The 25,337-nt window shown below is 69.9% G+C and carries 22 protein-coding genes; 11 read left to right on the forward strand and 11 right to left on the reverse strand.

Going from position 1 to position 25,337, the window contains the following annotated elements; translation table 11 throughout:
- Positions 1-10: 10 nt before the first annotated feature.
- The 7 genes from D187_RS02835 to fabI form a co-directional block, all read right to left on the reverse strand.
- A complete protein-coding gene (locus tag D187_RS02835) occupies positions 11-1,081 on the reverse strand; it encodes a chemotaxis protein CheB (protein ID WP_043427840.1) in 1,071 nt (356 codons plus the stop codon).
- Positions 1,078-3,237 carry a hybrid sensor histidine kinase/response regulator gene (locus D187_RS02840; protein WP_043427842.1) on the reverse strand — a complete coding sequence of 720 codons (2,160 nt, stop codon included), beginning with the start codon at positions 3,235-3,237 and terminating at the stop codon, positions 1,078-1,080. The genes D187_RS02835 and D187_RS02840 overlap by 4 nt, the downstream gene beginning before the upstream one ends.
- The gene (locus D187_RS02845) at positions 3,227-3,772 is read right to left on the reverse strand and encodes a chemotaxis protein CheW (RefSeq protein ID WP_002622987.1); all 546 of its coding nucleotides are present in this window, start codon (positions 3,770-3,772) and stop codon (positions 3,227-3,229) included. Before D187_RS02845 ends, D187_RS02840 begins: the two co-directional genes overlap by 11 nt.
- The gene (locus D187_RS02850; RefSeq protein WP_043427845.1) at positions 3,769-4,983 is read right to left on the reverse strand and encodes a CheR family methyltransferase; all 1,215 of its coding nucleotides are present in this window, start codon (positions 4,981-4,983) and stop codon (positions 3,769-3,771) included. Before D187_RS02850 ends, D187_RS02845 begins: the two co-directional genes overlap by 4 nt.
- The gene (locus D187_RS02855) at positions 4,980-5,837 is read right to left on the reverse strand and encodes a response regulator (protein ID WP_002622983.1); all 858 of its coding nucleotides are present in this window, start codon (positions 5,835-5,837) and stop codon (positions 4,980-4,982) included. The genes D187_RS02850 and D187_RS02855 overlap by 4 nt, the downstream gene beginning before the upstream one ends.
- A gap of 10 nt (positions 5,838-5,847) precedes the next feature.
- On the reverse strand, positions 5,848-6,225 hold the full coding sequence (locus D187_RS02860; protein WP_002622982.1) for a response regulator: 378 nt from the start codon (positions 6,223-6,225) through the stop codon (positions 5,848-5,850).
- A gap of 167 nt (positions 6,226-6,392) precedes the next feature.
- Complete coding sequence (gene fabI, locus D187_RS02865) at positions 6,393-7,211, reverse strand: enoyl-ACP reductase FabI (RefSeq protein ID WP_002622980.1); 819 nt, start codon at positions 7,209-7,211, stop codon at positions 6,393-6,395.
- Positions 7,212-7,459: 248 nt separating this feature from the next.
- Here fabI and D187_RS02870 point away from each other — a divergent pair, with 248 nt between their 5' ends.
- The 3 genes from D187_RS02870 (at position 7,460) to D187_RS02880 (ending at position 11,906) form a co-directional block, all read left to right on the forward strand.
- Positions 7,460-10,339 carry a 2-oxoglutarate dehydrogenase E1 component gene (locus D187_RS02870; RefSeq protein WP_002622979.1) on the forward strand — a complete coding sequence of 960 codons (2,880 nt, stop codon included), beginning with the start codon at positions 7,460-7,462 and terminating at the stop codon, positions 10,337-10,339.
- On the forward strand, positions 10,329-11,549 hold the full coding sequence (gene odhB / locus D187_RS02875) for a 2-oxoglutarate dehydrogenase complex dihydrolipoyllysine-residue succinyltransferase (RefSeq protein ID WP_002622977.1): 1,221 nt from the start codon (positions 10,329-10,331) through the stop codon (positions 11,547-11,549). The genes D187_RS02870 and odhB overlap by 11 nt, the downstream gene beginning before the upstream one ends.
- A gap of 150 nt (positions 11,550-11,699) precedes the next feature.
- Positions 11,700-11,906, forward strand: coding sequence for a cold-shock protein (locus D187_RS02880; RefSeq protein WP_002622975.1), 207 nt, complete (start codon positions 11,700-11,702; stop codon positions 11,904-11,906).
- A gap of 106 nt (positions 11,907-12,012) precedes the next feature.
- On the opposite strand, the gene D187_RS02885 is transcribed toward D187_RS02880, so the two are convergent.
- Entirely contained in the window at positions 12,013-14,226 is a 2,214-nt protein-coding gene (locus D187_RS02885) for a S9 family peptidase (RefSeq protein WP_043428212.1), read from the reverse strand.
- A 78-nt stretch (positions 14,227-14,304) separates the two neighbouring features.
- Here D187_RS02885 and D187_RS02890 point away from each other — a divergent pair, with 78 nt between their 5' ends.
- From D187_RS02890 to D187_RS02915, 6 genes are all read left to right on the forward strand, one after another.
- The gene (locus D187_RS02890; protein ID WP_002622972.1) at positions 14,305-15,072 is read left to right on the forward strand and encodes a UPF0489 family protein; all 768 of its coding nucleotides are present in this window, start codon (positions 14,305-14,307) and stop codon (positions 15,070-15,072) included.
- A 182-nt stretch (positions 15,073-15,254) separates the two neighbouring features.
- A complete protein-coding gene (locus D187_RS02895) occupies positions 15,255-17,072 on the forward strand; it encodes a methyl-accepting chemotaxis protein (protein WP_002622970.1) in 1,818 nt (605 codons plus the stop codon).
- 27 nt (positions 17,073-17,099) lie between these two features.
- Positions 17,100-17,516, forward strand: a complete 417-nt coding sequence (locus D187_RS56925) for a DUF1016 N-terminal domain-containing protein (protein WP_081713532.1) — start codon at positions 17,100-17,102, stop codon at positions 17,514-17,516.
- Positions 17,513-18,088 (forward strand): DUF4166 domain-containing protein, encoded by a 576-nt coding sequence (locus D187_RS02905; RefSeq protein ID WP_002622967.1) that lies wholly within the window; start codon positions 17,513-17,515, stop codon positions 18,086-18,088. Before D187_RS56925 ends, D187_RS02905 begins: the two co-directional genes overlap by 4 nt.
- Positions 18,085-18,642, forward strand: coding sequence for a hypothetical protein (locus D187_RS02910; RefSeq protein ID WP_002622965.1), 558 nt, complete (start codon positions 18,085-18,087; stop codon positions 18,640-18,642). Before D187_RS02905 ends, D187_RS02910 begins: the two co-directional genes overlap by 4 nt.
- Positions 18,639-19,058: a hypothetical protein gene (locus D187_RS02915; protein ID WP_002622962.1), complete on the forward strand. Its 420-nt coding sequence runs from the start codon at positions 18,639-18,641 to the stop codon at positions 19,056-19,058. The genes D187_RS02910 and D187_RS02915 overlap by 4 nt, the downstream gene beginning before the upstream one ends.
- Here D187_RS02915 and D187_RS02920 read toward each other — a convergent pair.
- Entirely contained in the window at positions 19,055-20,791 is a 1,737-nt protein-coding gene (locus D187_RS02920) for a BamA/TamA family outer membrane protein (RefSeq protein WP_002622960.1), read from the reverse strand. The genes D187_RS02915 and D187_RS02920 overlap by 4 nt on opposite strands.
- A 146-nt stretch (positions 20,792-20,937) precedes the next feature.
- Here D187_RS02920 and D187_RS02925 point away from each other — a divergent pair, with 146 nt between their 5' ends.
- Positions 20,938-21,303 (forward strand): response regulator, encoded by a 366-nt coding sequence (locus D187_RS02925; protein WP_002622957.1) that lies wholly within the window; start codon positions 20,938-20,940, stop codon positions 21,301-21,303.
- Here the strand turns inward: D187_RS02925 and D187_RS02930 are convergent.
- Together D187_RS02930 and D187_RS02935 are read right to left on the reverse strand one after the other, a co-directional pair.
- A complete protein-coding gene (locus tag D187_RS02930) occupies positions 21,300-22,169 on the reverse strand; it encodes a cobalamin-binding protein (protein WP_002622956.1) in 870 nt (289 codons plus the stop codon). The two genes, D187_RS02925 and D187_RS02930, sit on opposite strands and share 4 nt — an antisense overlap.
- Before the next feature lie 31 nt (positions 22,170-22,200).
- The gene (locus D187_RS02935) at positions 22,201-23,469 is read right to left on the reverse strand and encodes an ammonium transporter (RefSeq protein ID WP_002622954.1); all 1,269 of its coding nucleotides are present in this window, start codon (positions 23,467-23,469) and stop codon (positions 22,201-22,203) included.
- 260 nt (positions 23,470-23,729) lie between these two features.
- Between D187_RS02935 and D187_RS02940 the strand changes: the two genes are divergently transcribed.
- Positions 23,730-25,337 (forward strand): serine/threonine protein kinase, encoded by a 1,608-nt coding sequence (locus tag D187_RS02940; RefSeq protein ID WP_002622952.1) that lies wholly within the window; start codon positions 23,730-23,732, stop codon positions 25,335-25,337.

Here is a 25,337-nt window from a genome sequence, read left to right on the forward strand (position 1 = left end):
GAAAAGGGGTTCAAACCACGCCCTCCGGACCGGGAGGACGGTTCGGCATGGGACCGCGGCGGCAGCTCATGCGGATGATGTCGGGAATGGAGGACAGGGGAACGCCCCGGTCCGCCGCTTTCAGTTCCAGCGCCACCCGGGGCATGCCGAAGACGACGCACGTGGCCTCGTCCTGGGCGAAGGTGACGCCTCCCGCCTTGCGGATGTCCAGCAGGCCGCGGGCGCCGTCCTCTCCCATGCCGGTGAGGCCACCTCCGCCGGCGCGGCTGCCATAGGTGCGCGCCAGGGAGGACAACAGGAGATCTCCCGAGGGACAGGGGCCGCCACGCGTGCGCGTCATGCGCACCACGCCGTTGCCCTCGATGGTCAGGTCGTGACCGTCCGCCGGGAAGTACACCTTGCCCGCCTCCACGCGCTCACCCTCCCGGGCGATGACCACCTTGAGCGAGGTCACCTGGGAGAGCCAGCGCACCATGCCGGGGGTGAAGCCCTCGGTGATGTGCTGGGCGATGACGATGGGCACGGGCAGATCCGGAGGCAGGCGCGAGAGCACCTCGGACAGGGCCGGCGGCCCGCCGGTGGAGGCGGCGATGCCCATGATGTCCACCCGGGCGCCCGACACGGGCGGCGGCGGGCTGGAGACGCGCAGGCGCCGGGAGATGACGGGCACCTCCGCCATCAGACACACCGACTCGGCCAGCTGCCGGCCCCAACGCCGCAGCTCCTCGCCGCTGATGACGCTCGGCTTGCCGATGAGCTCCAGGGCGCCCGCGCTCATCGCCTGGAAGCACACCTCCAGGTTGCGCTGGTCCGCCACGGCGCTCACCACCAGGACGCGCGCGGGCGCCTCGGCCATGATCGCCGCGATGGCCGCCGGGCCATCCAGGTCCGGCATGAGCAGATCCATGGTGATGACGTCCGGGCGCAACAGGCGCGCCAGCGTCACCGCCCGGCTTCCCGTGTTGGCGCGCCCCACCACCTCGATGCGCGGATCATCCGTCAGCAGGGCGCTGACGGCATCCGCCATGGTGGGCGAGTCATCCACCACGAGCACACGGATGGGCTCCTTCCCACCACTCATGCCCGGGCCCCCCTGCGGCTCATCACGTCGAGCACCTCGGAGAGCAGACGGCCCGCCGCGCACTCGCGCTTGCTGAGGTAGCCATCCGCTCCCGCCGCCAGACCGCGGGAACGGGCGCTCGCACTGTCGTTGGCCGACACGAGGATGACGGGGATGTCCCGCGTGTCTGGCTGCCCGCGCAGGCGGGCGATGACCTCGGTGCCGTTCATCTCTTCCATCTCAAGGTCGCAGATGATCACGTCGTATTCTTCCGCCTGCAAACGCTCCAAGGCGCGTGCTCCACTGGCTGCCAGGTGGACGGTGAAGCCACCAGCCTCCAGCATGGCACGGTGCAGGGCGCGAGCGGTGAGAGAGTCGTCCACCACGAGCGCCCGGCGGCTCGTCGGCATGGCGACCGTCTGGGGGGCACTGTCGGTCACCACCCAGCCGGGGCGAAGGATGAGCAGCAGCTCACCACGGCTGAGGATGGCGGCGCCCTGGTAGGAGGGCACGTCACGCACCTCGGCGGGCAGCGGACGGATGACCAGGTCCCGGTCTCCGACCACCGCGTCCACGGCGAGTGCCATGCGCTTGCCGCCGCTCTGCACGATGATGAGGGGCTGGCCCTCGGAGGGAGGCGCCGCGGCGCGCAGGCCCATGCGGGCGCCCAGGTCGGTCACCGGCACGAGCTGGCCGTTGTAGTCCAGCTGCGTCTTGCTGCGGCCGATGCGCAGGTTGTCCGCGGTGGCCAGCTGGGTGGACTCCACCGCCAGCATGGGCAGACCCACCGAGGCGTCGATGGCGCGCACCGTGAGCACCGGCGAGCTGCCCAGCTCCATGGGGATGGTGAGCACGAAGCGCGTGCCGCTGCCCTTGGTGCTGAGCACCTCGATGCGGCCCTGCATGGACTCCACCGCGGCGCGCACCGCGTCCAGGCCCACGCCGCGGCCCGACGTGTCCGTCACGTCCGTGCGGGTGCTGAAGCCGGGGCGGAAGATGAGGTCGCGGATCTGCGTCTCGTGCATGCGCGCGCCCTCCTCCGCGGTGATGAGGCCCTTGCGCTCGGCCGACGCGCGCACCGCCACCACGTCGATGCCGCGCCCGTCGTCGATGAGCTCCAGGAAGAGGATGTTGCCCTGCTGCTCCACGCGCAGCGTGAGGGCGCCCTCGTGGTGCTTGCCCGCGCGCTCGCGCTCCTCGGGCATCTCGATGCCGTGGTCCACCGCGTTGCGCAACAGGTGCACCATGGCGCCCCGGAGCTTCTCGAGCAGCCGCCGGTCCAGCGACACCTCCGCGCCCACCACCGACAGGCGCGAGGACTTGCCCAGCTGGCGCGACAGGTCGCGCACCATGCGCTGCAAGGGCTCGAGGATGGTGCGCACCGGACGCGTGGTGATGGACTTGAGGCCCTCCTCCAGGCTGTCCACGATGTCCGACGCCTCGTGCCCGTCCGCGCGCACGCCCGCCGTCACCGACGCCAGCGTCGCGCGCGCCCGGGCCGTGGGCGCCAGCAGCTCGCGCGCCGACAGGAGCTCCACCACCTTGCCGATGTCGCGCAACCGGTCTTCCAGACGCATGCGGAACTCGCGCAGACGCTCCACCTCGCGCATGAGCGCCGTCACCTGGTGCGCGGCCACGCGCCAGCCCGCGTCCACGTCCTCGTCCGCCATGGCCGCGCTGGCGGCGGCGGCGGCGGCGTTCGCGGCGGAAGCGCTGGAGGGCGCGCTCGCCGGCGCGGGGCCCCCCGACGCGACCGCCGCGGCCTCCTCCGGGGGCGGGGCATCCGCCACGAGCTGGGCCAGGGCAGCCGCGGGATCCGGCAGCGCGTCGCCCCGGCCGTCCGCGTGGGCCTGGGCCCGCAGGAGGAAGAGATCCAACCCGTGCAGCAGCAGGTCCACCAGCGGCCGCGGCATGGGCTTGATGTCCTTGCGCAGCGGCGCGAGGGCATCTTCCAGCTTGTGCGCGATGGAGCTCAGGTCCTGCAGCCCGAGGCTGGCGGCGCTGCCCTTGAGGGTGTGCAGGTGGCGCGCCAGGCGCGTGTACACCTTGCCGAGGGCCTCGTTGTCCAGGCCTTCCCGCTCCAGCTCGAGCAGGTCCAGGGTGACCTTTTGACAGACTTCCTGCGCCTCGGACGAGAAGCCCGCCACGAGGCTCTGCAGCATGGGGTCAACCGACATTGCGTGTCCCGGAAGTGCTCGCGAACAGGCGCGGCAGATCGATGAGGTGGATGACTTGACGCGAGCCGCTCATGAGCACCTGCGTCACCGGGCCCTCGGTTTGCGCGCGCGCCGCCTCCACCGCCACGGTGGGCATGCTCAACGGACGGGGGATGGCCTCACAGTCCAGGGCGCACAGCTCTCCGTCACCCCGCTCCACCACGAGCAACACGGCGGGGTCCTGGCGCCAGCCGTGGCCACCCAGGAGCGCGGCGAGGCTGAGCGCGGCGAGCACCTGGCCCTGGTAGCGCAGCACGCCGATGACGTGCGGCTGGGACAGGGGCACCGGCGTCACCAGGCGCAGGGGCAGTGCCGCGCGCAGCGAGTCCAGGGGGATCGCGTAGCGCTCCTCGCCCAGGGGGAACTCCGCCACCATGAGCACGGATTCGTCGGTGGTGTTGTCGGAGCGTCCGCGCAGACGGTTCGCGCGCTCGTCCAGGAGGGTACGGACCTCCTGGTCCTGAACCTCCTCGGGGCCTCGGGGGGTGGATGTCATTCGATGGATCCCAACGTGAGGAAGGCGTCGGCGGACGCCCTGTAGAAGCGGGCAGGCAGCGGCTCAGGTCCCTCGATGACCTGATCCGGAGGGAGGCGGGAGGCGCAATCGCGCACACTGTGCATGAGCGCGAAGGCCGCTTCTCGCGCCCCGGCCCGCTCACGCAGCAGAGCCAACTCCAACATGCCCGGCAGATAGTCCCGGAACTGTTTCAGCAGGGCCTCCAGGGTGCTGGCCGCGCCGGACTCGTCGCCGCCCTCGATGCGCTGAAGCGCCTCGGTGTGCAGGCTCACGGGCGTGGGAGGCGGCGGCGCGGGCGCCGGGGCGGGCGGCGGCACGCGCAGGGCGATCCTGGGAGGCTCGGGAGGCGGAGGCTTGGGGGGAGGCGCCAGTTCCTGGGGCGTCGGGCGGCGGAAGGCCTGCAGCTCGGGAGGCCCCACCCGCACCAGCCCCGCGGGCGCGTTGTCCATCTCCACCGTGCCCAGCAACAGGTAGCCGCCCGGCACGAGCACCCGCGCCAGATGACGCACGGCCTGCTGCACCGCATCGGGCGAGAAGTACGTGAGCACGTTGCGGCAGAAGATGACGTCGAACTGGCCGTGCTTCTCGGCCAGGGGCTCCAACAGGTTCGCCTGGGCGAAGTGGGTGACGGCGCGCACCGAATCGATGACGCTCACCCGGCCCTCCGCCGTCTCCTGATAGACGGGATACAGCAGCGGCCCCGACTCGCGGCGCGACCAGTTGCCGTACACGCCCCGGCGGGCGAACGCCAGACGGCCCTCGTGCAGATCCGTGCCAAGCACCTCGACCTGCACGCCTGGCGTCACCATGTTCAGGAGACACGCGGCGATCGAATACGATTCCTCGCCCGAGGCGCATCCGGCGCTCCAGGCCCGCATCGTCGTGGTGCCCCGGCGCATCGCCGCGGACACCGTCTCGGTCGCCAGGAAGCGGAACTGCTCCGGGTGGCGGAAGAAGTACGTCTCGCCCACCAGCACCGCGTCCAGCAGCGCCCGCTCCAACGCGGAGCCCGGACGATGCATCTCCGCCATCAACTCCGAGGGCGAGCGGCCCCGAGACAGCTCCATGCGCACGACGCGATCCACCGCCGCGGGAGAGATCGCCGTGTCGCGGAAGCCCGTGCACGACGCGACGAACTCCCGCGCCCGCTCGAACACCAGCTGAGATTCCACCCCCACACCTCCACTCATGCGCTACGCGCCGGACGAAGCACGTCCACCGCCTCGCGCAAGAGTTCCTGCGTGGCGAATGCCTTGGGATCGAAGATGGGAACCGAGCGCTCTCCGCTGCGCAGCATGCCCATGAGGGCATCGCGCAGCTCGCCGTGGCCGACACCGCCCACGCGATCGCGCCGCTCGATGTCCGTGGCCGGGTACTCCTCGGGGTCCTGCACCGCGTCCACGCTCAGCGCCAGCTGCACCCCGCTGATCTCCAGGATGACCAGCTTGCGCTCCTCGACGGGCTCGCGGTGCTCGACCTCGAGCCGGCGCGCCAGGTCCAGCACGCACACCGGCTGGCCCCGCAGCTCGAAGAACTCGGAGATGTAGCCCGGCCCCAGCGGCAGGGGACGCGTGCTCGGCTGGAGGAGGACCTGACGCACGCCCTCCAGGGGGATGGCGAACTCCAGGCCGCCCACCGCCAGCCGCAACAGGGCCAGCGAACCCGCTCGCGCCCGGCGCCGCGCGTTCTCCAGCGCGTTCTCCACCGCGCTCAAGAGCTCGTCGGCCCGGAAGGGCTTGGACAGGAACAACTCCGCGCCCAGCGCCAGGCACGACTCCGCCCGGCTCGTCTCCGAGGAGATGATGATGACCGGAATGTCGGCGGTGGTGGGATCCGCCTTCACCCGCTTGAGCACCTCGTCCCCGTCCATCTCCGGCATGGACAAGTCCAACAGGATGGCGGCCGGCTGGACCCGGACCACCTTCTCCAGCGCCTCCCGGCCATTGCTCGCCGTGTTCAGCGCGTAATGGCCGGAGAGGATGGCGCGCTCGAGCGCGAGGATGGCATCACTGTCATCGACAAGGAGCAGGGACGGAAGACTCACGGCTCGACACTCAATTCTGGGTGAGGAATTTGCGCACGGTTTCCGTCAGGTCGTGATGGGAAACCGGCTTGTTGATGAAGGCATTGGCTCCGGCTTCGACACCGCGCTGACGCAGGTCGCCGCCGCGCTCACCCGTGAGGAGGATGACGGGCACATCGCGAACCTGAGACAGCGGGCTCGCTCGGACCTGCTTCACGAAGGTGATGCCGTCCATACCAGGCATATTGATATCGGCGATGACGAGCTTGACCGGCACCAGCCGGAGGAGCTGCAACGCCCGTGTCGCGTCTTCCGCTTCGACGAACCCCATCTTCAAATTCATGAGGTAGATCTTGAGGATGTTGCGAACGGTCGGGCTGTCATCCACGAGGAGGATGTTGGCGCTCAAACCCAGGGCTCCGCCCGGGCCACGAAGTTCGGGACCCGGTTGAAGGAAACGTTGGAGACTGTACCGTGACCTCGCCTCCCAGCAAAAGCCGGGGGGGGTCGAAACATGGAATTCGGGGGGAGGAGTGAGCTTCTCCCGCCGCACAGCAATCGACCAACCGAGGGTGTTCAGCCCGGCTGGCCGCTCTCCTCCTTTTCGTCCTCATGAGGGTCCACCGGCGGAGCACCGATCGCATGATAGCCGCCGTCCACATGAATCATCTCCCCCGTGGTGGAGGGCATCCAATCGGATAGGAGCGCACACGCCGTCCGCGTCACCGCATCATGGCTGTTGCGCGCATCCCACCCCAGAGGAGCCTGGCGACCCCACCCCTGCTGGAGGGATTTGAACCCGGGAATGCCCTTGGCCGCCACCGTGGCCAGCGGCCCGGCCGCCAGAGCGTTGACCCGGATACCCTTGGGCCCCAGATCCCGGGCCAGGTAGCGCACCGTGGCCTCCAGGCCCGCCTTGCACACGCCCATCCAGTCGTAGATGGGCCAGGCCACCCGGTTGTCGAAGTCCAGCGCCACGATGGAGCCGCCCTTGGGCATCAGGGGCAGCACCGCCACCGCCAGCTCCTTCAGGGAGAAGGTCGAGACGCGGAACGCCGTCTGGACGCTCTCCCAGGGAGTGTGGAGGAAGTTTCCACCCAGGGCGTTCTCGGGAGCGAAGGCGATGGCGTGGAGCACGCCGTCCACCCGGCCCCAGCGCTGGCGCAGCGCCTCGGTGAGGGCGGGGAAGTGCTCGGGATTGGACACGTCCAACTCCAGCACCTCGGTGCCCTCCTTGAGGCGTTTGGCGCTGCGCTCGGTGAGCGAGCGCGCCCGGCCGAAGCCGGTGAGGATGATCTCCGCGCCCTGCTCCAGCGCGTGCTCGGCGACCCCGTAGGCGATGGACTGGGGAGTGAGAACTCCGGTGATGAGGAGCTTCTTGCCCTGCAGCAACATGCGAAGGCCTTTCTGACGAAAGAAAGTGAGAGTGCCAGGGGGTTTACCACTCCCCGAGCCCCGGGTAAGCCAGGAACACGTCCGAATCCGGCGACCCCCGGGCCCTCCCGAGGTGAAGTTGTGCTCACGCCGCGCATGAAACCTGCTGTTCCCCGGAAACTCAATCGTAGGCGCGGGCGGGGGCACTCCCAATAAATCTTGCCGAAAACCCCCCAACGGGGCGGCCTTCCAGTAAAAGGCAGCACGCCATGGCGAATTTCCAGGACTCGTATCTTTCTGGCGGAAACATCGACTTCATCGAGGGGCTCTACGCGCGCTACCTCGAGGACGCTTCCAGTGTGGACGCGAGCTGGCGCGAGGTGTTCGAGCGCACCAACGGCGCCGGCCGTCCCATCTTCAACCCCACTCCCATCGAACCCCCCGCCCCCGCGGTGCCGGGCAAGGACGCCAAGGCCGGCAAGGCGGCTCCCGCCGCCGCCCAGGCGCTCGCCCCGCAGACGAGGCCCACGGTGGCCTTCGAGCAGGACATGAAGCTGCAGTCCCGGGTGGATCAGGCGATCTCCGCCTTCCGCCTGCGTGGCCACCTGCGCGCCAACCTGGATCCGCTCGGCCGTCCGCTCCCGCCCATGGAGCACATGGCCGACGTGGGCATGGCGGATGACAAGCACTTCTCCGCCGCCGAGCTCGAGCAGATGGTGGAGAGCTCCAACGTCTTCCCCGAGGCGCGCGTCAAACTCAAGGATCTGCTCGGGCGGCTGCGCCGCACGTACACGGGCTCCATCGGCGTGGAGTTCATGCAGATGCTCGACAGCGAGCGGCGCCGCTGGCTGATGAAGCGCATGGAGTACACCGAGAACCGCACCGACTTCCCGGTGGAGGAGCAGCGCCACATCCTCACCAAGCTGTCCTACGCCGAGGGCTTCGAGAACTTCCTGCACACCAAGTACATCGGCGCCAAGCGCTTCGCGCTCGATGGCGGCGAGGCGCTCGTGCCCATGATGGACGCGCTGCTCGAGGTGGGTGGTGGCATGGGTCTCAAGGAGGTCGTCATCGGCATGGCCCACCGCGGCCGCCTCAACGTGCTGACGAACATCCTGGGCAAGAAGCCGGATCAGATCTTCAGCGAGTTCGACGGTCCGCAGGATCCCAAGAAGCACATGGGCCGGGGCGACGTGAAGTACCACATGGGCTTCAGCTCGGACCACACCACGCGCAGCGGCCAGGGCATCCACCTGTCGCTGGCCTTCAACCCCAGCCACCTCGAGGCGGTCAACCCGGTGGTGGAGGGGCGCGTGCGCGCCAAGCAGGACCGCAGCGGAGATGGCTCGCGCACCCGGGTGATGCCGGTGCTCATCCACGGCGACGCGGCCTTCATCGGCCAGGGCGTGGTGGCCGAGACGCTCAACCTCTCGCGGCTGCAGGGCTACGAGACGGGCGGCACCGTGCACCTGGTCATCAACAACCAGGTGGGCTTCACGACCGACCCCGAGGAGTCGCGCAGCTCCATCTACTCCACCGCGCTCGCGCAGATGCTCGACGTGCCCGTCTTCCACGTGAACGGGGACGACCCCGAGGCGTGCGTCCACATCGGGCGGCTGGCGGCCGAGTACCGGCAGACGTTCAAGAGCGACGTGGTCGTCGACCTCGTGTGCTACCGGCGCTACGGGCACAACGAGGGCGATGAGCCGTCGTTCACCCAGCCGGAGATGTACGAGATCATCCGCAAGCACCCGACCGTGCGCACGCTCTACGCGCAGCAGCTCGCCAGCCAGGGCCGGGTGTCCGCCGAGGAGGCCGACACCCTCAAGCAGCGCTGCCTGCAGGAGTTCGACGCGGCGCTCACCCGCGCCCGCGCGGAGAGCCAGTTCAAGGAGCCCAACGCGCTCGACGGCCTGTGGAAGCCCTACAAGGGCGGACTCGAGGCGAGCGTGCCCGAGGTGCGCACCGCGGTGGACAAGGAGACCCTGCGCGGCATGCTCGGCAAGCTGGCCCACGTCCCCGAGGGCTTCAACATCCACCGCGACGTGGAGCGCACGGTCATCAAGAAGCGCCAGACCATGGTGCAGACCGAGGAGCTGCAGTGGAGCGAGGGCGAGTCGCTCGCCTACGCCACCCTGCTGTCCGAGGGCTACGTCGTCCGGCTGAGCGGCCAGGACGTGGAGCGCGGCACCTTCAGCCACCGCCACGCCGTGCTCCACGACGTGCAGACGGGCAAGGAGTTCGTGCCGCTGAGCCAGTTCCCCACCGGCAAGGCCCGCTTCGACATCCACAACAGCCCGCTGTCGGAGATGGGCGTGCTGGGCTTCGAGTACGGCTACAGCCTGGACGTGCCGGACGGCCTCACCATCTGGGAGGCCCAGTTCGGTGACTTCGCCAACGGCGCGCAGATCATCATCGACCAGTTCATCGCCGCGGGTGAGAGCAAGTGGCGGCGGCTCAGCGGCATCACGCTGCTGTTGCCCCACGGCTACGAGGGCCAGGGCCCCGAGCACTCCAGCGCCCGGCTCGAGCGCTTCCTGAACCTGTCGGCCGAGGACAACATCCAGGTCGTCTACCCCACCACGCCCGCGCAGATCTTCCACCTGCTGCGCCGCCAGGTGCTGCGCCCCCTGCGCAAGCCGCTCGTGATCATGTCGCCCAAGAGCATGCTGCGTCTGCCCGAGGCGACCAGCAAGCTGGACGAGCTCGCCACGGGCTCCTTCCAGGAGGTCATCGCGGACAAGGTGGACCCCGCGGGCGTGACGCGGCTGCTGTTGTGCTCGGGCAAGGTCTACTACGACCTCGTCAAGGAGCGCGACGCGCGCAAGGACACCTCCATCGCCATCGTGCGCGTGGAGCAGCTCTACCCCTTCCCCTTCGACGAACTGTCGGGCCTGCTGGCGAAGATGCCCAAGCTCACCGAGCTGTTCTGGGTCCAGGAGGAGCCACGCAACTCGGGTGCCTGGCACTTCATCTTCCCCCGCCTGCACGACCTCGTCGCCACCCGGGGACAGAACCCGGTGAAGTTGGGCTACATCGGCCGCGCGGAGGCCGCCAGCCCCGCCACCGGCTTCACCCAGACGCACAAACTTGAGCAGCAGCTCATCGTGGAGGAAGCCATCCTCCGAGGAACCAAGAATGGCCGTTGAATTGAAAGTCCCGCCCCTGGGCGAGTCCATCACGGAAGCCGTCGTCGGCAAGTGGAACAAGAAGAAGGGTGAGTCCGTCTCCGTGGACGAGCCCCTCGTCGTCCTGGAGACCGACAAGGTCACCATCGACGTGCCCGCCCCCGCCGCCGGCGCCATCGCCACCATCGCCTTCAAGGAAGGCGACAAGGTGCGCGTGGGTGATGTGCTCGGCACCATCGAGGCCGGTGGCGCCAGCGCCTCGGCTCCCGCGCCGCAGCAGGCCGCCGCTCCCGCTCCCGCTCCCGCCGCCGCGCCGGCCCCGAGCGCCGCCGCCGACACGCGCATCACGCCCACCGCCCGGAAGATCGTCGAGGAGAACAACCTCGACGTCGCCCAGCTCAAGGGCAGCGGCACCGGTGGCCGCATCATGAAGGAGGACGCGCTCGGTCAGCTCAGCCGTCCGGCCTCCGAGGCCCCCGCGCCCGCGCGCGCTCCGGCCCCCGCCGCTCCCTCCGGCCCCCGCCCCCGCGCGGACCGCGAGGAGCGCGTGAAGATGACGCCCCTGCGCCGCCGCGTCGCCGAGCGCCTGCTCCAGGCCCAGTCCAACGCCGCCATCCTCACCACCTTCAACGAGGTGGACATGGGCGAGGTGATGGACCTGCGCAAGCAGTACAACGAGAAGTTCCAGGCCAAGCACGGCGTGAAGCTCGGCTTCATGAGCTTCTTCGTGCGCGCCGCCATCGAGGCGCTCAAGACCTTCCCCCAGGTCAACGCGGAGATCGAGGGCGAGGACGTCGTCTTCAAGCGCTACTACGACATCGGCGTGGCGGTGAGCGGCGCGCGCGGACTCGTGGTCCCCGTGCTGCGCGACGCCGACACCCTGTCGCTCGCCGACATGGAGAAGAAGATCGGTGACTTCGGCGTCCGCGCCAAGAACGACAAGCTCACCCTGAGCGATCTGCAGGGCGGCACCTTCACCATCTCCAACGGGGGCACCTTCGGCTCCATGCTCTCCACCCCCATCCTCAACCCGCCCCAGACGGGCATCCTGGGGATGCACAACATCGTGGAGCGCCCCGTGGCCCGCAACGGCCAGGTCGTCATCCGGCCCATCATGTACCTCGCCCTCTCCTACGACCATCGCCTCATCGATGGCCGCGAGGCGGTGCAGTTCCTCGTGCGCATCAAGGACTGCATCGAGGATCCCACTCGGCTCCTGCTGGAAATTTGAAACAACGTCAGACGCCACTAGTCTGGAAAACGGGGCAACCGACTAGACAGCCCTTCGGCTGCCCGCCAAAAATATCCAGAGTCACCCGACGGACGGGGGACGGGCAACGAACCGGTCTCGATGGGACCGGTTCCTGACGAGGAAGCATCCATGGCAACTGGCACCGTGAAGTGGTTCAACGACGCGAAGGGTTTCGGATTCATCGTGCAGGACGCGGGGGGTGAGGACGTGTTCTGTCACCACACCGCGATCAACATGGATGGCTTCCGCACCCTCGCCGAGGGGCAGAAGGTGGAGTTCGAGGTGTCGCGCGGCCCCAAGGGCCTGCAGGCGCAGAACGTGCGCGCCGCCACCTGAAAGCCCTCAGCCACTGCTCACGGCAGGTGGCCTGAAGACAGAAGGCCCGGCCCCTCGAGAGAGGAGCCGGGCCTTCTGCTTTCCACGCGCGAGGGGAGGCGGCCGCCTAGCGCTGGAGGTGGCGCTTGAAGTGGCCCATCACCCACTCGTACTGGCGCTGGGTGACGAGCGGATCCGGCACCATGTGCGTCAGCCCGCTGAGCGGAAGCAGCTCGTGGTACTTGCCCGCGCGGAAGAGCGCGTCGGACAGCTTGAGCGTGTGGAAGAAGTACACGTTGTCATCCGCGGTGCCGTGGATGAGCAGCAGCGGGGAGATGGGCTTGTCCTCGGCGCGCGCGTAGGTGAGCAGCGAGCTCTTCTCGTAGGCCTCGGGGTGCTGCTGCGGCAGCCCCAGGTAGCGCTCGGTGTAGTGGGTGTCGTAGTCGAGCCAGTCCACCACGGGCGCCCCGGACACGGCCGCCTTGAAGACGTCCGGACGCTTGAGCGCGGCGAGCGCGGCCATGTAGCCACCGAAGCTCCAGCCCTCGATGCCCACGCGCGCCTCGTCCACCTCGGGCACCGCGGCGGCGAGCGCGTGGACGGCACTGGCCTGGTCCTCCAGCGTCACGGCGGAGAAGTCCAGGTGCACCGCGCGCTGCCACTGCGCGCCCCTGAGCGGCGTGCCCCGGCCATCGAAGCGGGCGATGAGGAAGCCCTGGTCCGCCATCCACTGCGACAGCAGGTGCGGCGCCATGCTCTTGTGGACGACGGTGACGGTGGGGCCCGCGTACACCTCGACGATGACGGGCAGCTTCTCCCCCGGCTTCGCGTCCCGCGGGCGCACCAGCGAGGACTGGAACATCAACGGGCCCAGCTCGCGGAACTCCACGCGCGGCGTGAAGGGCGGCTCCACGGCCACCGAGGGCAGCTCCCCCACCCGCGAGCCGTCCGCGCGCGCCACGTAGGTGCGCGGCATGGACGTGGGGCTCGAGTGGGTGAAGAGCAGCAGCGCGCCCGACTTGGACACCGTCCCCGTCTCCACGGCCTCGCCCGTGGTGCCCGGGCGCACCTGCTCCGGGGCCCCGCCGTCCTTCACGCGCCACAGGTAGCTCTCCGAGGGGTTGGGCCCGCCGTTGAAGTAGAGCGCGCCCTCCTTCTCCACGTAGCGCACGAACTCGCGCAGGCCCGCCTCCGGCTTCACGAGCGAGCGCGTGAGGGCGCCGTCCGCGCCGCGCAGCTCCACCTCGGGACCACCGTTGCGCTCCGTGTACCAGAGGAAGCCCGAGCCATCCTCGAGCCACTGCGGGAACGACTGATCCAGCTCGAGCCAGGCGTCATCCTTCTCCGTGAGCAGCTCGCGCGTGGTGCCGTTGGCCGGATCCACCGCGAGCAGCTTCTGCTCCGTCTGGGTGCGGTTCTGCACGAGCAGCGTGAGCGGCCCCTTCTTCGGCCACACCACCGTGGCGAGGTACGGGTAGGCCTGCGCGTCCCACTTCACCCAGACCGTGTTGCCCCCCCCGACGGGGATGACGCCCAGGCGCACCTTGGCGTTCTCCTTGCCCGGACGGGGATAGGCCGGGGTGTCCGCGCCCCGCTCGGGGTGCATCACGTCGATGAGCGAGAGCTTCTCCACGCCCGAGGTGTCCGACTCCGTATAGGCGATGAAGCGCGCGTCCGGGCTCCACCACCAGCCGGAGTAGCGGCGCATCTCCTCCTGGGCGACGAACTCGGCCAGGCCATGGGTGAGCAGGGGCGTGCCCCCCTTGGTGACCCGGCGCTCCGTGTTGGAGGCCAGCTCCAGGCGGTACACGTCGTTGTCGCGCACGTACGCCACGTGCTTGCCGTCCGGGGAGAAGCGCGGATCCACGACGCCCGCGCCCGTCTTGAGCTCCAGGGACTTTCCGCTCGCGCGCTCCACCAGGTAGAGCTTGCCGGACAGCGGCACGAGGATGTTCGAGCCGTCCTCGGACAGCTGGTACGAGGTGAAGCCCCGGGCGCTCACGCGCATGCGCTCGCGGCGGGCCTTCTCCTCGGGGGACAGGGTCTCCTCGGCCCCATTGAGGATGGACTCGGGGGTGAGCACCTCCCGGGCCTCGCCGCTCGCCACGTCGAAGGCGAACAGCGTCTGGATGGGCGCGCGGGGCTGGCCGCGCAGGAAGAGCACGGTCTTCTCGTCGGGGGTGATGCGGGCGGCCAGCGGACGGCCACTCATGAAGCGGCGCGTCTCGGCGTAGTCACGCAGGAAGGTGTCGGGGACGGAGGGCATGGGCTTGGTCGGGGGGTGCTGGGTCAGTGCGGGAGCACAGGAGACGAGCAACGCGGCGGCGAGCAGGAGTCGCATGGGAGCAAGGCGCATGGGAAGCAGGGCCATTCTTCCTTTGGGGGGAAAGGCGCGCGCAGCCTACACTCCCGTCGGCTCATGGACGATTCCCAGCGACACCTGCGTCTGGCGGGCATCATCCGGCTGGCGCTCGGTGGCGGGCGGGGGCCGAGAGATGCCTACGTGTTCGATCCGCACCGGCTGGCGCTCCCCGCCTGGGCCTGTGCCCTGGGCGAGGACGGACCCCCGGCGCTGCTCGTGACGTTGGACCGGCACCTGGACCTCGTGGTGCCGGCGGCGCCCGCGGCGGTGCCGGATCGCTCCGCGGGACTGCGCGCGCTGGATGAACACGCGCGCTGGCACCTCGACGTGCGCAACTACGATCACGTGCTGGCGGCCATGGAGGCGGGACTCGTGGGTGACGTCCTGGTGCTCGCGCGGGCGACCCCCCGCGGCGCGTCCACGGCGGAGCACTACGTCGACACGCGGGGGCGCTCGCACCGCCTGGTGGTGGTGCCCACGGTGGACCGGGCGGCGGAGGCCTGGGCCTCGCCCGCGCCGGGAGACCGCGTGCGCGAGGTGCTCGAGGCCGCCGAGCGGGTGCTGCTGGACGTGGACCTGGACTGCTTCACGAGCCTGAGCGACGCGGACCCCACCACCGTGCTGCCCTGGCCCCGGGACATCATCCGGGAGTACCTGCTCCCACCCGACTCGGAGCCCTTCTGGGAGGCCGTCCTGGGCCGCTGCGTCGCGCTGACCCTGGCGCGGGAGCCCCATCACTGTGGGGGACTGCTCGCCTCCGGCAGGCTCTTCCAGGACGTGGCCGAGGTGCTCTTCCGCGAGTTGCTGCGCACCGAGCCCCCCTGACCCCCGCGGCTCCGAGCCCACTTGCAGAAGCCCTCCTTTCGAAGCCCCCGACCCAGCTGGCGACCAAGTCGGGACTTCCCGATTAACATCCGCCCAGCAGGAGAGTATTCAAGCAGCCACGGGCGGCTCCGGGCGCGTCCCTGTCTTCCCCGCCCCTCTCTCTGGGAGAATGACCCGGTCTCATGAACGGCTCACACCCGCAGACGGTCATCCCTCCGCAGCTTCCTCACCGGGTGTTCCTCGTCATGGCGACGTGGAGCGCCCTCTTCTCGCCCGTCACCGCCTACCTGTTCGCGCTGGCGCTCGGGTTGTCGGCCGAGGAGATGTCCTGGAGCCTGCGCTACCTGCTGCCCCTCTTCATCCTGCTGGGCGCCGTGGGCGTGCCCTGGCTCATCGCGTTTCCGCAGCTCCAGCGCAACCTGGGCGCGCGCCCCGGAGAGGAGCCCCACCACTACCTCGTGCGCCTGTACAAGCTGCCCTGGAAGCTGGCGTTGCTGTGCGGCCAGGGCAGTCAGTTGTTCGGCGGTCTGCTCTTCAGCCTGATCCTCCTGGTGCGCTTCCACAAGGATCCGCTCCTGCTCGGGGCCGAGTGCCTCATCGCCGTCACCCTGGGGTACGCGATGGCCCTGCCCGCCGCCCTGCAGATCGAGGCGCTGTTGATGCCCTCGCTGCTCGAGGAGAGGGATCGGCTGCGCCTGCGCACCCAGAGCAAGGGCTTCTCCTGGATGCGCCAGAGCTGGCATCTGCCCTTCACGATCGGCTCCGTCGTGGTGAGCGCCCTGCTCATCATGGGCCTGCTGCTCGTCACGCAGACCGTCGCGCTGCGCGATGCCCGGATGAATGCGCTGCTGAACGACCCGACCCTCTCCGCGGCCCAGGCCGAGCGGATCGCCCAACACCTGGGAAGCTTCGTCGACAGCCAGACGTCCACGCTGGGGCCGCCCCTGATCGCGCTGGGACTGTTCGCCCTGATCATGTCCGTGTTCACCACCTGGATGCTCGCCAGGCGCCAGTCCCGGGCCACCACCGCGCTCCGGGCGGCCATCCAGGGACTGGCCAATGGGGCCCCGGTGGCGCCCGCCTGGGCCTCCACCGATGAGCTGGGCGATGTCGCCACCGAGATGGCCATCGCCCTGGACAAGCTCCAGGAGATCCCCACGCGCCTGCAGGCCTCGGCCAGCCTGCTGCTCGCCGCGAGCACCGGGCTCGGCTCCGCGAGCAACCAGCAGCGCCAGCGCCTGTCGGAACAGGCCGCCGTGCTCCAGCAGGCCCAGCTCACCTCCGAGGAGATCCGCACCACCTCCGAGCTCGCCTCCCACAAGGCCGAGAGCGTGCTCAGCGTCGCCGGCCACGCCGAACAGCTCGGCCAGTACGGGGAACAGGCCCTCGAGCGCACCTTGATGGGGTTGAGCACCATCGGCGACTTCGTGGATGGCATCCGCGGCAAGGTGCTGCGCCTGCAGGAGAGCGCCACGCAGATCGCCCACATCGCCGTCACCGTGAAGGACCTGGCCGACCAGTCGCACCTGCTCGCGCTCAACGCCTCCATCGAGGCGGCACGCGCGGGAGACCAGGGCGCGGGCTTCGCCGTGGTCGCCAGTGAGATCCGCAAGCTGGCCGATCAGACCATCCGGGAGAACGCCCTCATCCGCAAGAGCCTCCTGGACATCGGCACCGCCATCCGGGACGTGGTCTCCATGAGCGAGCAGGGCGCGCTCCAGGTCGAAGGTGGCCTCGAGCGCGTGAAGACCTCGGGCAACAACCTGCGCGAGATGTCGCTCATCATCCAGGAGAACGCCGCGGCCGTGCGGCAGATCGCCGCCGCGGTGAACCAGCAGAACGCGGGCATCACCCACATCTTCAACGCCATCGCCCACCTGTCCTCCGGCATGGACGAGACGATGAAGCGCCTGGACACGACGCTCCAGGCCACCGAGACGCTCCAGGCCGTCACCCGGGAAGTGACGGAGATCGCCCGCCGCTACCAGCTCAACCGCTAAGCCCTCCCAACTCATGGGGCGGGACCTATGACGAAGCGCCCGAGCAAGATGCCCAGGACGGTCGGCTCGAAGAAAGTCGCAGCGCCGCTGCGACAATCGCCAAGCACCGCCATCGAGAAGGCCGCCCCTGTGTCCGGCGCCCAGATCGAGGCCGACGTGGTGGGGCTCGTGCGCGACATCGGTGCGATGATCGACGCCGCGCGCAAGCAGGTGTCGGTCACCGCGAACGCCGCGCTGATGGGGCTCTACTGGCAGATCGGCCAGCGCGTCCACACGGAGGTACTCGAAGAGCGCCGCGCGGAGTACGGGGCCCAGATTGTCTCCGCGGTGGGGAGACAATTGGAGGCGCGCTACGGACGCGGCTTCGGCGAGAAGAGCCTTCGGCACATGATCCGGTTCGCGCAGGCACCCGCGCGGGCCTTCCGCGGGGGGGAGGTTCCATGATCGCCGCACCCGCCGTCCCAGAGGTACTCCCGCCACCCTCGCTCTACGCCCAACTGCTGGGCCCGGACTGGCAGCGGCTGCTCCCCCGGGTGCGCCAGCTCCACTCCGAGGGCATCGCCCACGGACGATTCCACGTGCGCCGGGCGCCGGGCCTGCTCGCCGCCCTGATGGGATGGCTCCTACGGCTTCCCCCGGCGGGCGAGGACGTGCCCACCCGGCTCGTGGTCCGGCGCGAGGGCGCCACTCAATTCTGGGAGCGCGCCTTCGGTGGCCATGCGCTCGTCACGAGCCAACACGTCTGGCCCGGGGGACTGCTCGCGGAGCGGCTCGGCGCCGTGGCGTGCGTCTTCCGCCTGCGCGTCGAGGGCCGGGGTCTGCGCTACGAGCAGGTAGGCGCCTGGGTGTGCCTCGGGGCCTGGCGCCTGCGGCTGCCCCGCCTGCTCTCGCCCCGCATCGAGGCCGAGGCCCTCGACGCCCCGGAGGCAATGCGCGTGCACGTGCGCATCGGAGCGCCGCTGCTGGGCCCGCTGCTGTCCTACGAAGGTTGGGTATGCCCCGAGGAGACCCCATGAGCACGGCGCTGTGGCTGCTCGCCATCCAGGGCGTGCTGGGCGCGTTCGACACGCTCTACTACCACGAGTGGAAGGCCCGGCTGCCCGCGCACGTCCCCGGCACCCGCCCCGAGCTGCTCCTGCACGCCGCGCGCGACTTCTTCTACGCGCTCCTCTTCGGCACCCTGCCCTGGCTCGCGTGGCGGGGCCTCTGGGCCGCCGTGCTCGCGCTCATCATCGCCGCGGAGATCCTCATCACGCTCGCGGACTTCGTGGTGGAGGACCGGGTGCGCCGGCCGCTCGGAGGAATCCTCCCCGGCGAGCGCTGCACCCACGCGGTGATGGGCATCCTCTACGGCGCGGTGCTCGCCCACCTCCTGCCCGCGCTGCTCGATGCCTGGCACCTGCCCACCCAGCTCGCCTTCGCCCCCCTCCCCCTCCCCGAGCCCCTGCGCGCCCTGCTCGGACTCATGGCGGTGGGCGTGTTCGGCTCGGGCGTGCGAGATCTCGCCGCCGCGCTCGGAGTGCCGGGCAGCCACTGGCCCTGGCCCGCCCAACCCCAGGTCCGGCCGTGAAGCGGCGCGCCTTCCACCGCGCCGTGTTCCTCCTCGCGGCCGTCTACAACGTCTTCTGGGGACTGCTCGCGGCGGTGGATCCCCAGTGGCTCTTCCGCTTCGCGGACATGCCGCCGCTCAACCAGCCCGCCCTCTTCGCCTGCCTGGGCATGGTCATCGGCGTGTACGGCCTGCTCTACGCCGAGGTGGCCCGGCGGCCCGAGCACGGCTTCGCGCTCGCGGCGGTGGGCCTGCTGGGCAAGGTGCTCGGGCCCATCGGACTCGCGGGGCTCATCCTGCGCGGAGAGTGGCCCCCGGCGACGCTCGTGCTCTGCCTCACCAACGACTTCATCTGGTGGGTGCCCTTCTCGCTCTACCTCTGGGACGCGTGGCCCGGCTACCGCCGCACCTTCGCCCCCGGAGCACGCGAAGGTTAGAGGGGTGAGTCCAGGAACGAGGGGCGGAACTCCGTCACCTGACCACCGCTGAAGGAGAAGCGCCCGCCGACGGGAGGACGCTCGCCATTGAGCACGTAGCCGAAGTCCAGGCGGAACGGGAAGGTGTTGAACTGGGGGAAGAGCAGCCGCACGCCCAGCCCCACCGTGTGCACGACGCTCGGCGCCTCGTCGAACGCCGTGCCCGCGTCGTAGAAGAGCACGCCGCCCAGGTGCACCGTGTAGAGCACGAGCGGCCGCGTGCGGTACTCCAGGTTGAGCAGCGCCATGCGCTTGCCCGAGTACGCCTCGGGGGACGCCCCGCGCAGGCCATTGCCCCCCCCGAGCAGCAGCACGCGCTCGTTCAGGTCATCGCGGTTCACGTCCAGCAGGGCCCGCGCCACGAAGCGTCCCCCGAGCACCTTGGGCGACACCTGCTGCACCTCCGTGGCCCAGCGGCGGTTGGCCCACTCGCCCCCGGCCTCCCCGCCGAGCCAGCGACGGATGGAGGCGGCGGTGGCCACGCTGGTGAGCGCGTCCCCCAGGCGCACGCGGTAGCGCGCGGTGACACCCACCTCGGCGAAGCTGCTGGACGAGGCCAGGAGCGCGGGCGCGTAGCGCGCCGTGGCCGTGACGTAGGGGCCCACCTGGAAGTCCTCGGAGAGGGCGTAGGTGTCCACGTCGCGCAGCACCTCGTAGCGCGTCTCCCACACGCGCGCGTAGGCGAGCACGTACGTCGCGTCCTCGCTGCGCGGCAGCAGCGTGTCGCGCAGCCACGTCCGCCGCGCCTCGTCCAGGTCCGCGTCCGCCGGAGCCCCATAGCGCCGGTGGTACACGCCCAGCCCTCCGCCCGCGTCCAGCTTGAAGCGCGTGCCCCAGGAGCGCAGGTACAGCGTGCTGCCGCTCAGCTCGCGGGCATCGTAGATGTAGGGCACCGTGCCGCCCTCGGGATAGGGCAACTGCCACACGTCCGCGCCCCGGAAGACGCGCACCGGCTGCACGCGCCACACCACCTGCGCCTGGAAGCTCCACGGCGTGCTCAACGAGTACAGGGGCCGCGACAGGAGCACGCTGCCCCGGGAGCCCTCGGGCTGGCCCGAGCGCGCGAGGATGACGGCGGCGCTCTCGGTGAGCGACCAGCGGCTGCCCCCCAGGCGAGGGTCCACGTACGTCTGCCCCAGGCTCAGCGAGTCGCGGCGCAGTTGGAAATCCAGCGCGACCTTCTTGTTGAGCCCGAGGAAGTTCTGCTCCGTGGCCTGCAGGCGCAGGGACTGCACGAGCGCGCCCACCAGTTGGAAGTCCTGGTTGAGCCGCAGCGACCACAAGTCCTTGGTGATGATGAGCAGGGACACACCGTCGGGAGCGCTGCCTCGCACGGGCACCACCCGCACCACCGCGAAGATGCCCAGGCGGCGCAGGTTGCGCGCCGTCTCCAGGGCCAGCGTGGGCGAGTACGGCTCGCCCGGCGTGAGGAGCACCTCGCGCCGGATGACCTGATCGCGCGTGCGCACGTGGAACACGTTGAGCAGGGACGGATACGGATCGCTCGGGGCGACGACGTCCTCGCTCGCCACCTCCACGGACTCCAGGCGCTTGCCCTCGGGCTCCGGCTCCAGCGTCCACCCGTGCTGCTCCAACCCCCAGCGCACGAGCTCGTCCTCGTAGCCCTCTCCCCCCACGGCGGGGTCCGCCAGCAGCAGGGACGCGGCGATCAGGGCGGGCCAGACGGACGGCATGTTCTCATCCTGTCACGCTCCCTCTTCACCGAATACGGTAGTGAACAGCTCCAGGCCCCGGGGGGGTGGGGGGGGATTCCCCCGTACGTCCAGAATGGAGACAGTGGGCCCGCCGAGAGTGGGTCTCCGCAAGGTCCGGACGCAAAGTGAAGATTCTCCTGGTAGAGGACAACGAGGACATCCGCGAGGGATTGACCGACCTACTGGAGAGCGAGGGCTACTCCGTTGTCGGCACTGCCTCGGCGGAAGACGGGTTGGAGCGTCTTCGCTCCGAGATGTTCCACCTCGTCATCACCGACTACATGCTGCCCGGCGAGAACGGCGGGTGGATGCTGGAACAGGCCGAGCGCGAGCAGCGGCTGCGTGACACACCCGCGGTGATGATCACCGCTCACCCTCGCGTCAAACCGCCCCAGGGCGTCACCCTGATGCACAAGCCCCTGGACATCGACGACTTCCTGCGGCTGGTGGACCACTGCGTGCGCCCGCCTCCGCGCGCCGTCGGCGCCTAGCGCGGCACCCGGCGCAGCTCGCCCGGGCTGGGAGCCGGAAGCGGCTCACCCCGGGCAATCGCCGCCACGATGCGCGCCAGTTCGTCCACCCCATCCGTCAGGGCCGCCGGCCCCGGCTGGAGGATGATCGGGCTCTTCACCTCGTAGAGTTGATCCTCCACCACCGCCGTCACGCGCTCCCAGCCGGGCCGGGAGACGATCTTCTCGCGCTTCGCCTTGCGGCCACACCAGCTCGCGATGACGCCCTCGGGATCCCTCCGGGCCACCTCGGCGGGCTCGAAGATGCGGCCCCTGGCGTCCTGGCGCTGACGCGACTCGCGGCACACGTCCTCTCCGCCCACCAGCTCCACCAGCTCCGAGCACCAGCGGATGCCGGAGATGAGCGGCTCGTGCCACTCCTCGAAGAAGACGCGGGGCCTGCGGGGCAGCCGCTCGGCGGCCTCGGCGTGGCGCGCGAGGTTGGCCTCGAGCTCCTCCGCCAGCCGCTCGGCCCGCTCGGCCAGTCCCACGAGCGCGCCCACCACGCGCACCGTCTGGAGGATCTCCGCGAGGGAGCGCTGGTTGAAGAGCACCACCGGCACCCCGCGCTTGCACAGCTCGCGGCCGATGTCCGCCTGGAGGTCCGAGAAGCCCAGCACCAGGTCCGGCTTCAGCTCGAGGATGCGCTCGAAGTTGGCGTCCAGGAAGGAGCTGACGCGCGGCTTCTTGCGCGCCTCGGGGGGGCGCACGGTGAAGCCGGAGACGCCCACCACCCGGTCTCCCGCGCCGATGCGGTAGAGCGTCTCCACGGTCTCCTCCGTCATGCACACGATGCGCTCGGGGTAGCGCGGCGCGGAGGAGAGCAGGGCCTTGAGCCGATCCGTCATGGGGCCGAGTGTAGCCCGGCCCCCCCAAGGCTCACGAGGTGTATGCGGCCTCGCCGTGCTGCGTGGAGTCCAGACCCATGCGCTCCTCCTCCTCGGTGACGCGCAGGCCCACCAGCTTGTCCACCAGCTTGAGCAGCACGAGCGTCACCACCGCCGTGTAGGCGCCCACCGCCAGCACCGCCAGCGCCTGCTTGCCGAGCAGCGCGGGGTTGCCCTGGAGGAGCCCGTCGGCGCCCGCGGGGTTGAGCGCCTGCTGGGAGAACACGCCCACCAGGAGCGCGCCGAGCAGACCGCCCACGCCGTGCACGCCCCACGCATCCAGCGAGTCGTCGTAGTGCAGCTTCTCCTTGACGAGCACCGCGCCGTAGCACACCACGCCCGCGATGATGCCAATGGCGAGCGAGCCGCCCGGCGACACGAAGCCCGCCGCCGGGGTGATGGCCACCAGCCCCGCCACCAGGCCCGACACGAAGCCCAGCAGCGTGGGGCGCTTGCGGAAGAACCACTCGGCCGTCGTCCACGAGAGCGCCGCCGCGCCCGCCGCCACGTGCGTGGTGACGAACGCCAGCGCCGCCAACGGCCCCGCCGACAGCGAGCTGCCCGCGTTGAAGCCGAACCAGCCGAACCACAACAGCCCCGCGCCCATGACGGTCATGGGCAGGTCATGCGGGATGAAGCGCTCGCGCCCGTAGCCCAGGCGCTTGCCCACGTAGAGGGCGCAGATGAGCGCGCTCAGGCCCGCCGTCCAGTGCACCACCGTGCCGCCCGCGAAGTCGAGCACGCCCAGCTTGAAGAGCCAGCCGCCCTCGGCCCACGTCCAGTGCGCCACCGGGTCGTACACGAGCGTGGTCCACAGGAGCGTGAAGATGACGTAGGCGCTGAAGCGCATGCGCTCCACGAACGCGCCGGAGATGAGCGCCGGGGTGATGATGGCGAACTTGAGCTGGAAGGCCATGAAGACCAGGTGCGGAATGCTGCCCTTGGGCTCCAGCGACACGTTGTTGAGCAGCAGGTAGTCGAAGCCCCCGATGAAGCCCCCGTGCGTCTTGCCGAAGGCCAGCGAGTAGCCGAACAGCACCCACTGCACCGTCACCAGCGCCAGGGCGAAGAACGAGTACATGAACGTGGCCAGCACGTTCTTGCGCCGCACCATGCCGCCGTAGAAGAGCGCGAGCCCGGGCGTCATGAGCAGCACCAGCGCCGAGGCCACCAGCATCCACGCCGTGTCTCCCGAGTTGGCCACGGGCTCGGCCGCCTGGGCATGCGCCAGCCCGGACGCCAGCACACCGACCACCGGCACGAGCGGCCGGATTCCTCTCACTCCTGAAGCATTCGCCATGGAGGGACAGCGTGCCGTGACGCAACGCGCAAGTCCATTCTCCCGTGCATGAATCCGCGAAGCGCAACTCATGACGCGCCGCAACAGGCGTGGGGGTGGAACCGATAATCTCCCGAAGCGCCGGGTTTTCGAGCGGTTCGCTTCTAGTGCTAGCATCCGGTACAACACACGTTTTCAGGTTTACACCCACCCCGTACCCCCGTCGGCGGAGGGCATCGCGCATGATCCACGGTAGCACCCAGGCGCAGAGCGCACCGACCGACCCCGGAGATCCCCTGCTGGGGCGGGTGCTCAACGACAAGTTCCGCATCCTGGAAGTGCTCGGCTCGGGAGGCATGGGCCGGGTGTACAAGGCCATGCAGTCACCGCTCGAGCGCCTGGTGGCGCTCAAGGTGCTCAACCCCCAGTACAGCGAGGGCAAGGATCCCGGCTTCCAGAAGCGCTTCTTCATGGAGGCGGCCGTCACCTCCAAGCTGCGCCACCCCAACACCGTCACCATCATCGACTACGGCAAGACGGACGACGGGGTGCTGTACATCGCCATGGAGTACCTGGAGGGACAGACGCTCGCGCATCTGTCCGCCCAGGTGGGCGCGCTGCCGTGGATGCGCGTGCTCAACATCGCCCAGCAGGTGGCGCGCTCGCTGCGCGAGGCCCATCGCGTCGGCCTCATCCACCGCGACCTCAAGCCCGCCAACATCATGGTCCTCAACCAGGAGGACGATCATGACGTGGTGAAGGTGCTCGACTTCGGCCTGGTGAAGTCCTTCCTGCCCGAGCGCGAGCGCCCACCCAACGCGGAAATCACCCAGGCGGGCGTCATCCTCGGCTCGCCGCTGTACATGGCGCCCGAGCAGGCGCGCAACGTGTCGGATCCGCGCAGCGACGTGTACTCGCTGGGCGTGGTGATGTTCCAACTGCTCGTCGGGCGGCCCCCCTTCCACGCCCCGCAGAGCATCGACGTCATCTTCAAGCACCTCAACGAGGCCCCGCCCACCTTCGCCTCCGTCTGGCCCATGCACGACGTGCCCCCGGAGGTGGAGGCCCTGGTGATGCGCTGCCTGAGCAAGCGCCCCGAGGAGCGCTTCCAGTCCATGGACGAGGTGCTCGAGGGCATCCGCCGCGCCGCCTCGGCCGCGGGCTTCAGCGGCGCCTTCTCCTCCTCCTCTCCGTCCCTGCTCACCGGCAACGGCATGAGCGCCGTGCCCAACACGGGCAGTGGTTCCTTCAGCGGACCGCGCACCGGGCCCCTGCCCGTGCCGAGCACCTCGGGCGCCAACACCCTGTCGCTGGGCGGCTCCACACCCGCGACCACGGCGAGCCCCCGGCGCACCCTTCCCCTCGCCCTCTTCGCCATCTCGCTGCTGCTGGGTCTGGGCGTGGTGGCGGCGGTGAGTCTGCGCTCGCCCGGACCGGACCCGGTCCCCGCCACCGTGGCCCGCGCTCCCGAGCCCGCGCCCGCCGCCCCGGAACAGGCCGCGGAAGAAGATGAGCTCGCACCGCTCGTGCCCACCAGCGACACCCCCGCCCGCGCGTCCATCCAGTTGCTGCTCGGCAGCGTGCCGGAGGGCGCGACGGTGACCTACGAGGGCGAGGTGGTGGGACGCACGCCGCTGGAGCTGTCCGTGCCACCCGATGCCCAGGGCCACGCGAGCGCCCACGTCACGTTCTCTCTCGAGGGCTACCAGCGCGCCTCCGCCTTCATTGGCGGTGAAGGGCCGGTGGTCCGTTTCAACCAGAAGCTGCAGAAGCAACAGCAGAAGAAGAGGAGCGGCTCCCGTTCGTCGGCGGGCAAGGACTCCTCCGGGTACAAGGACGACCCCTACTGA

Source organism: Cystobacter fuscus DSM 2262 (assembly GCF_000335475.2).
Taxonomy (GTDB): domain Bacteria; phylum Myxococcota; class Myxococcia; order Myxococcales; family Myxococcaceae; genus Cystobacter; species Cystobacter fuscus.

Excerpts from the sequence above, each read along its gene's own strand:
- D187_RS02890 (WP_002622972.1), top strand. The coding sequence starts at position 14,305 with ATGGACGATTCCCAGCGACACCTGCGTCTGGCGGGCATCATCCGGCTG.
- D187_RS56925 (WP_081713532.1), top strand. The coding sequence starts at position 17,100 with ATGACGAAGCGCCCGAGCAAGATGCCCAGGACGGTCGGCTCGAAGAAA.
- D187_RS02895 (WP_002622970.1), top strand. The coding sequence starts at position 15,255 with ATGAACGGCTCACACCCGCAGACGGTCATCCCTCCGCAGCTTCCTCAC.
- D187_RS02840 (WP_043427842.1), bottom strand. The coding sequence starts at position 3,237 with ATGTCGGTTGACCCCATGCTGCAGAGCCTCGTGGCGGGCTTCTCGTCC.
- D187_RS02940 (WP_002622952.1), top strand. The coding sequence starts at position 23,730 with ATGATCCACGGTAGCACCCAGGCGCAGAGCGCACCGACCGACCCCGGA.
- D187_RS02920 (WP_002622960.1), bottom strand. The coding sequence starts at position 20,791 with ATGCCGTCCGTCTGGCCCGCCCTGATCGCCGCGTCCCTGCTGCTGGCG.
- D187_RS02885 (WP_043428212.1), bottom strand. The coding sequence starts at position 14,226 with ATGCGACTCCTGCTCGCCGCCGCGTTGCTCGTCTCCTGTGCTCCCGCA.
- D187_RS02835 (WP_043427840.1), bottom strand. The coding sequence starts at position 1,081 with ATGAGTGGTGGGAAGGAGCCCATCCGTGTGCTCGTGGTGGATGACTCG.
- odhB (WP_002622977.1), top strand. The coding sequence starts at position 10,329 with ATGGCCGTTGAATTGAAAGTCCCGCCCCTGGGCGAGTCCATCACGGAA.
- D187_RS02850 (WP_043427845.1), bottom strand. The coding sequence starts at position 4,983 with ATGAGTGGAGGTGTGGGGGTGGAATCTCAGCTGGTGTTCGAGCGGGCG.
- fabI (WP_002622980.1), bottom strand. The coding sequence starts at position 7,211 with ATGTTGCTGCAGGGCAAGAAGCTCCTCATCACCGGAGTTCTCACTCCC.
- D187_RS02905 (WP_002622967.1), top strand. The coding sequence starts at position 17,513 with ATGATCGCCGCACCCGCCGTCCCAGAGGTACTCCCGCCACCCTCGCTC.
- D187_RS02870 (WP_002622979.1), top strand. The coding sequence starts at position 7,460 with ATGGCGAATTTCCAGGACTCGTATCTTTCTGGCGGAAACATCGACTTC.
- D187_RS02910 (WP_002622965.1), top strand. The coding sequence starts at position 18,085 with ATGAGCACGGCGCTGTGGCTGCTCGCCATCCAGGGCGTGCTGGGCGCG.
- D187_RS02880 (WP_002622975.1), top strand. The coding sequence starts at position 11,700 with ATGGCAACTGGCACCGTGAAGTGGTTCAACGACGCGAAGGGTTTCGGA.
- D187_RS02845 (WP_002622987.1), bottom strand. The coding sequence starts at position 3,772 with ATGACATCCACCCCCCGAGGCCCCGAGGAGGTTCAGGACCAGGAGGTC.
- D187_RS02930 (WP_002622956.1), bottom strand. The coding sequence starts at position 22,169 with ATGACGGATCGGCTCAAGGCCCTGCTCTCCTCCGCGCCGCGCTACCCC.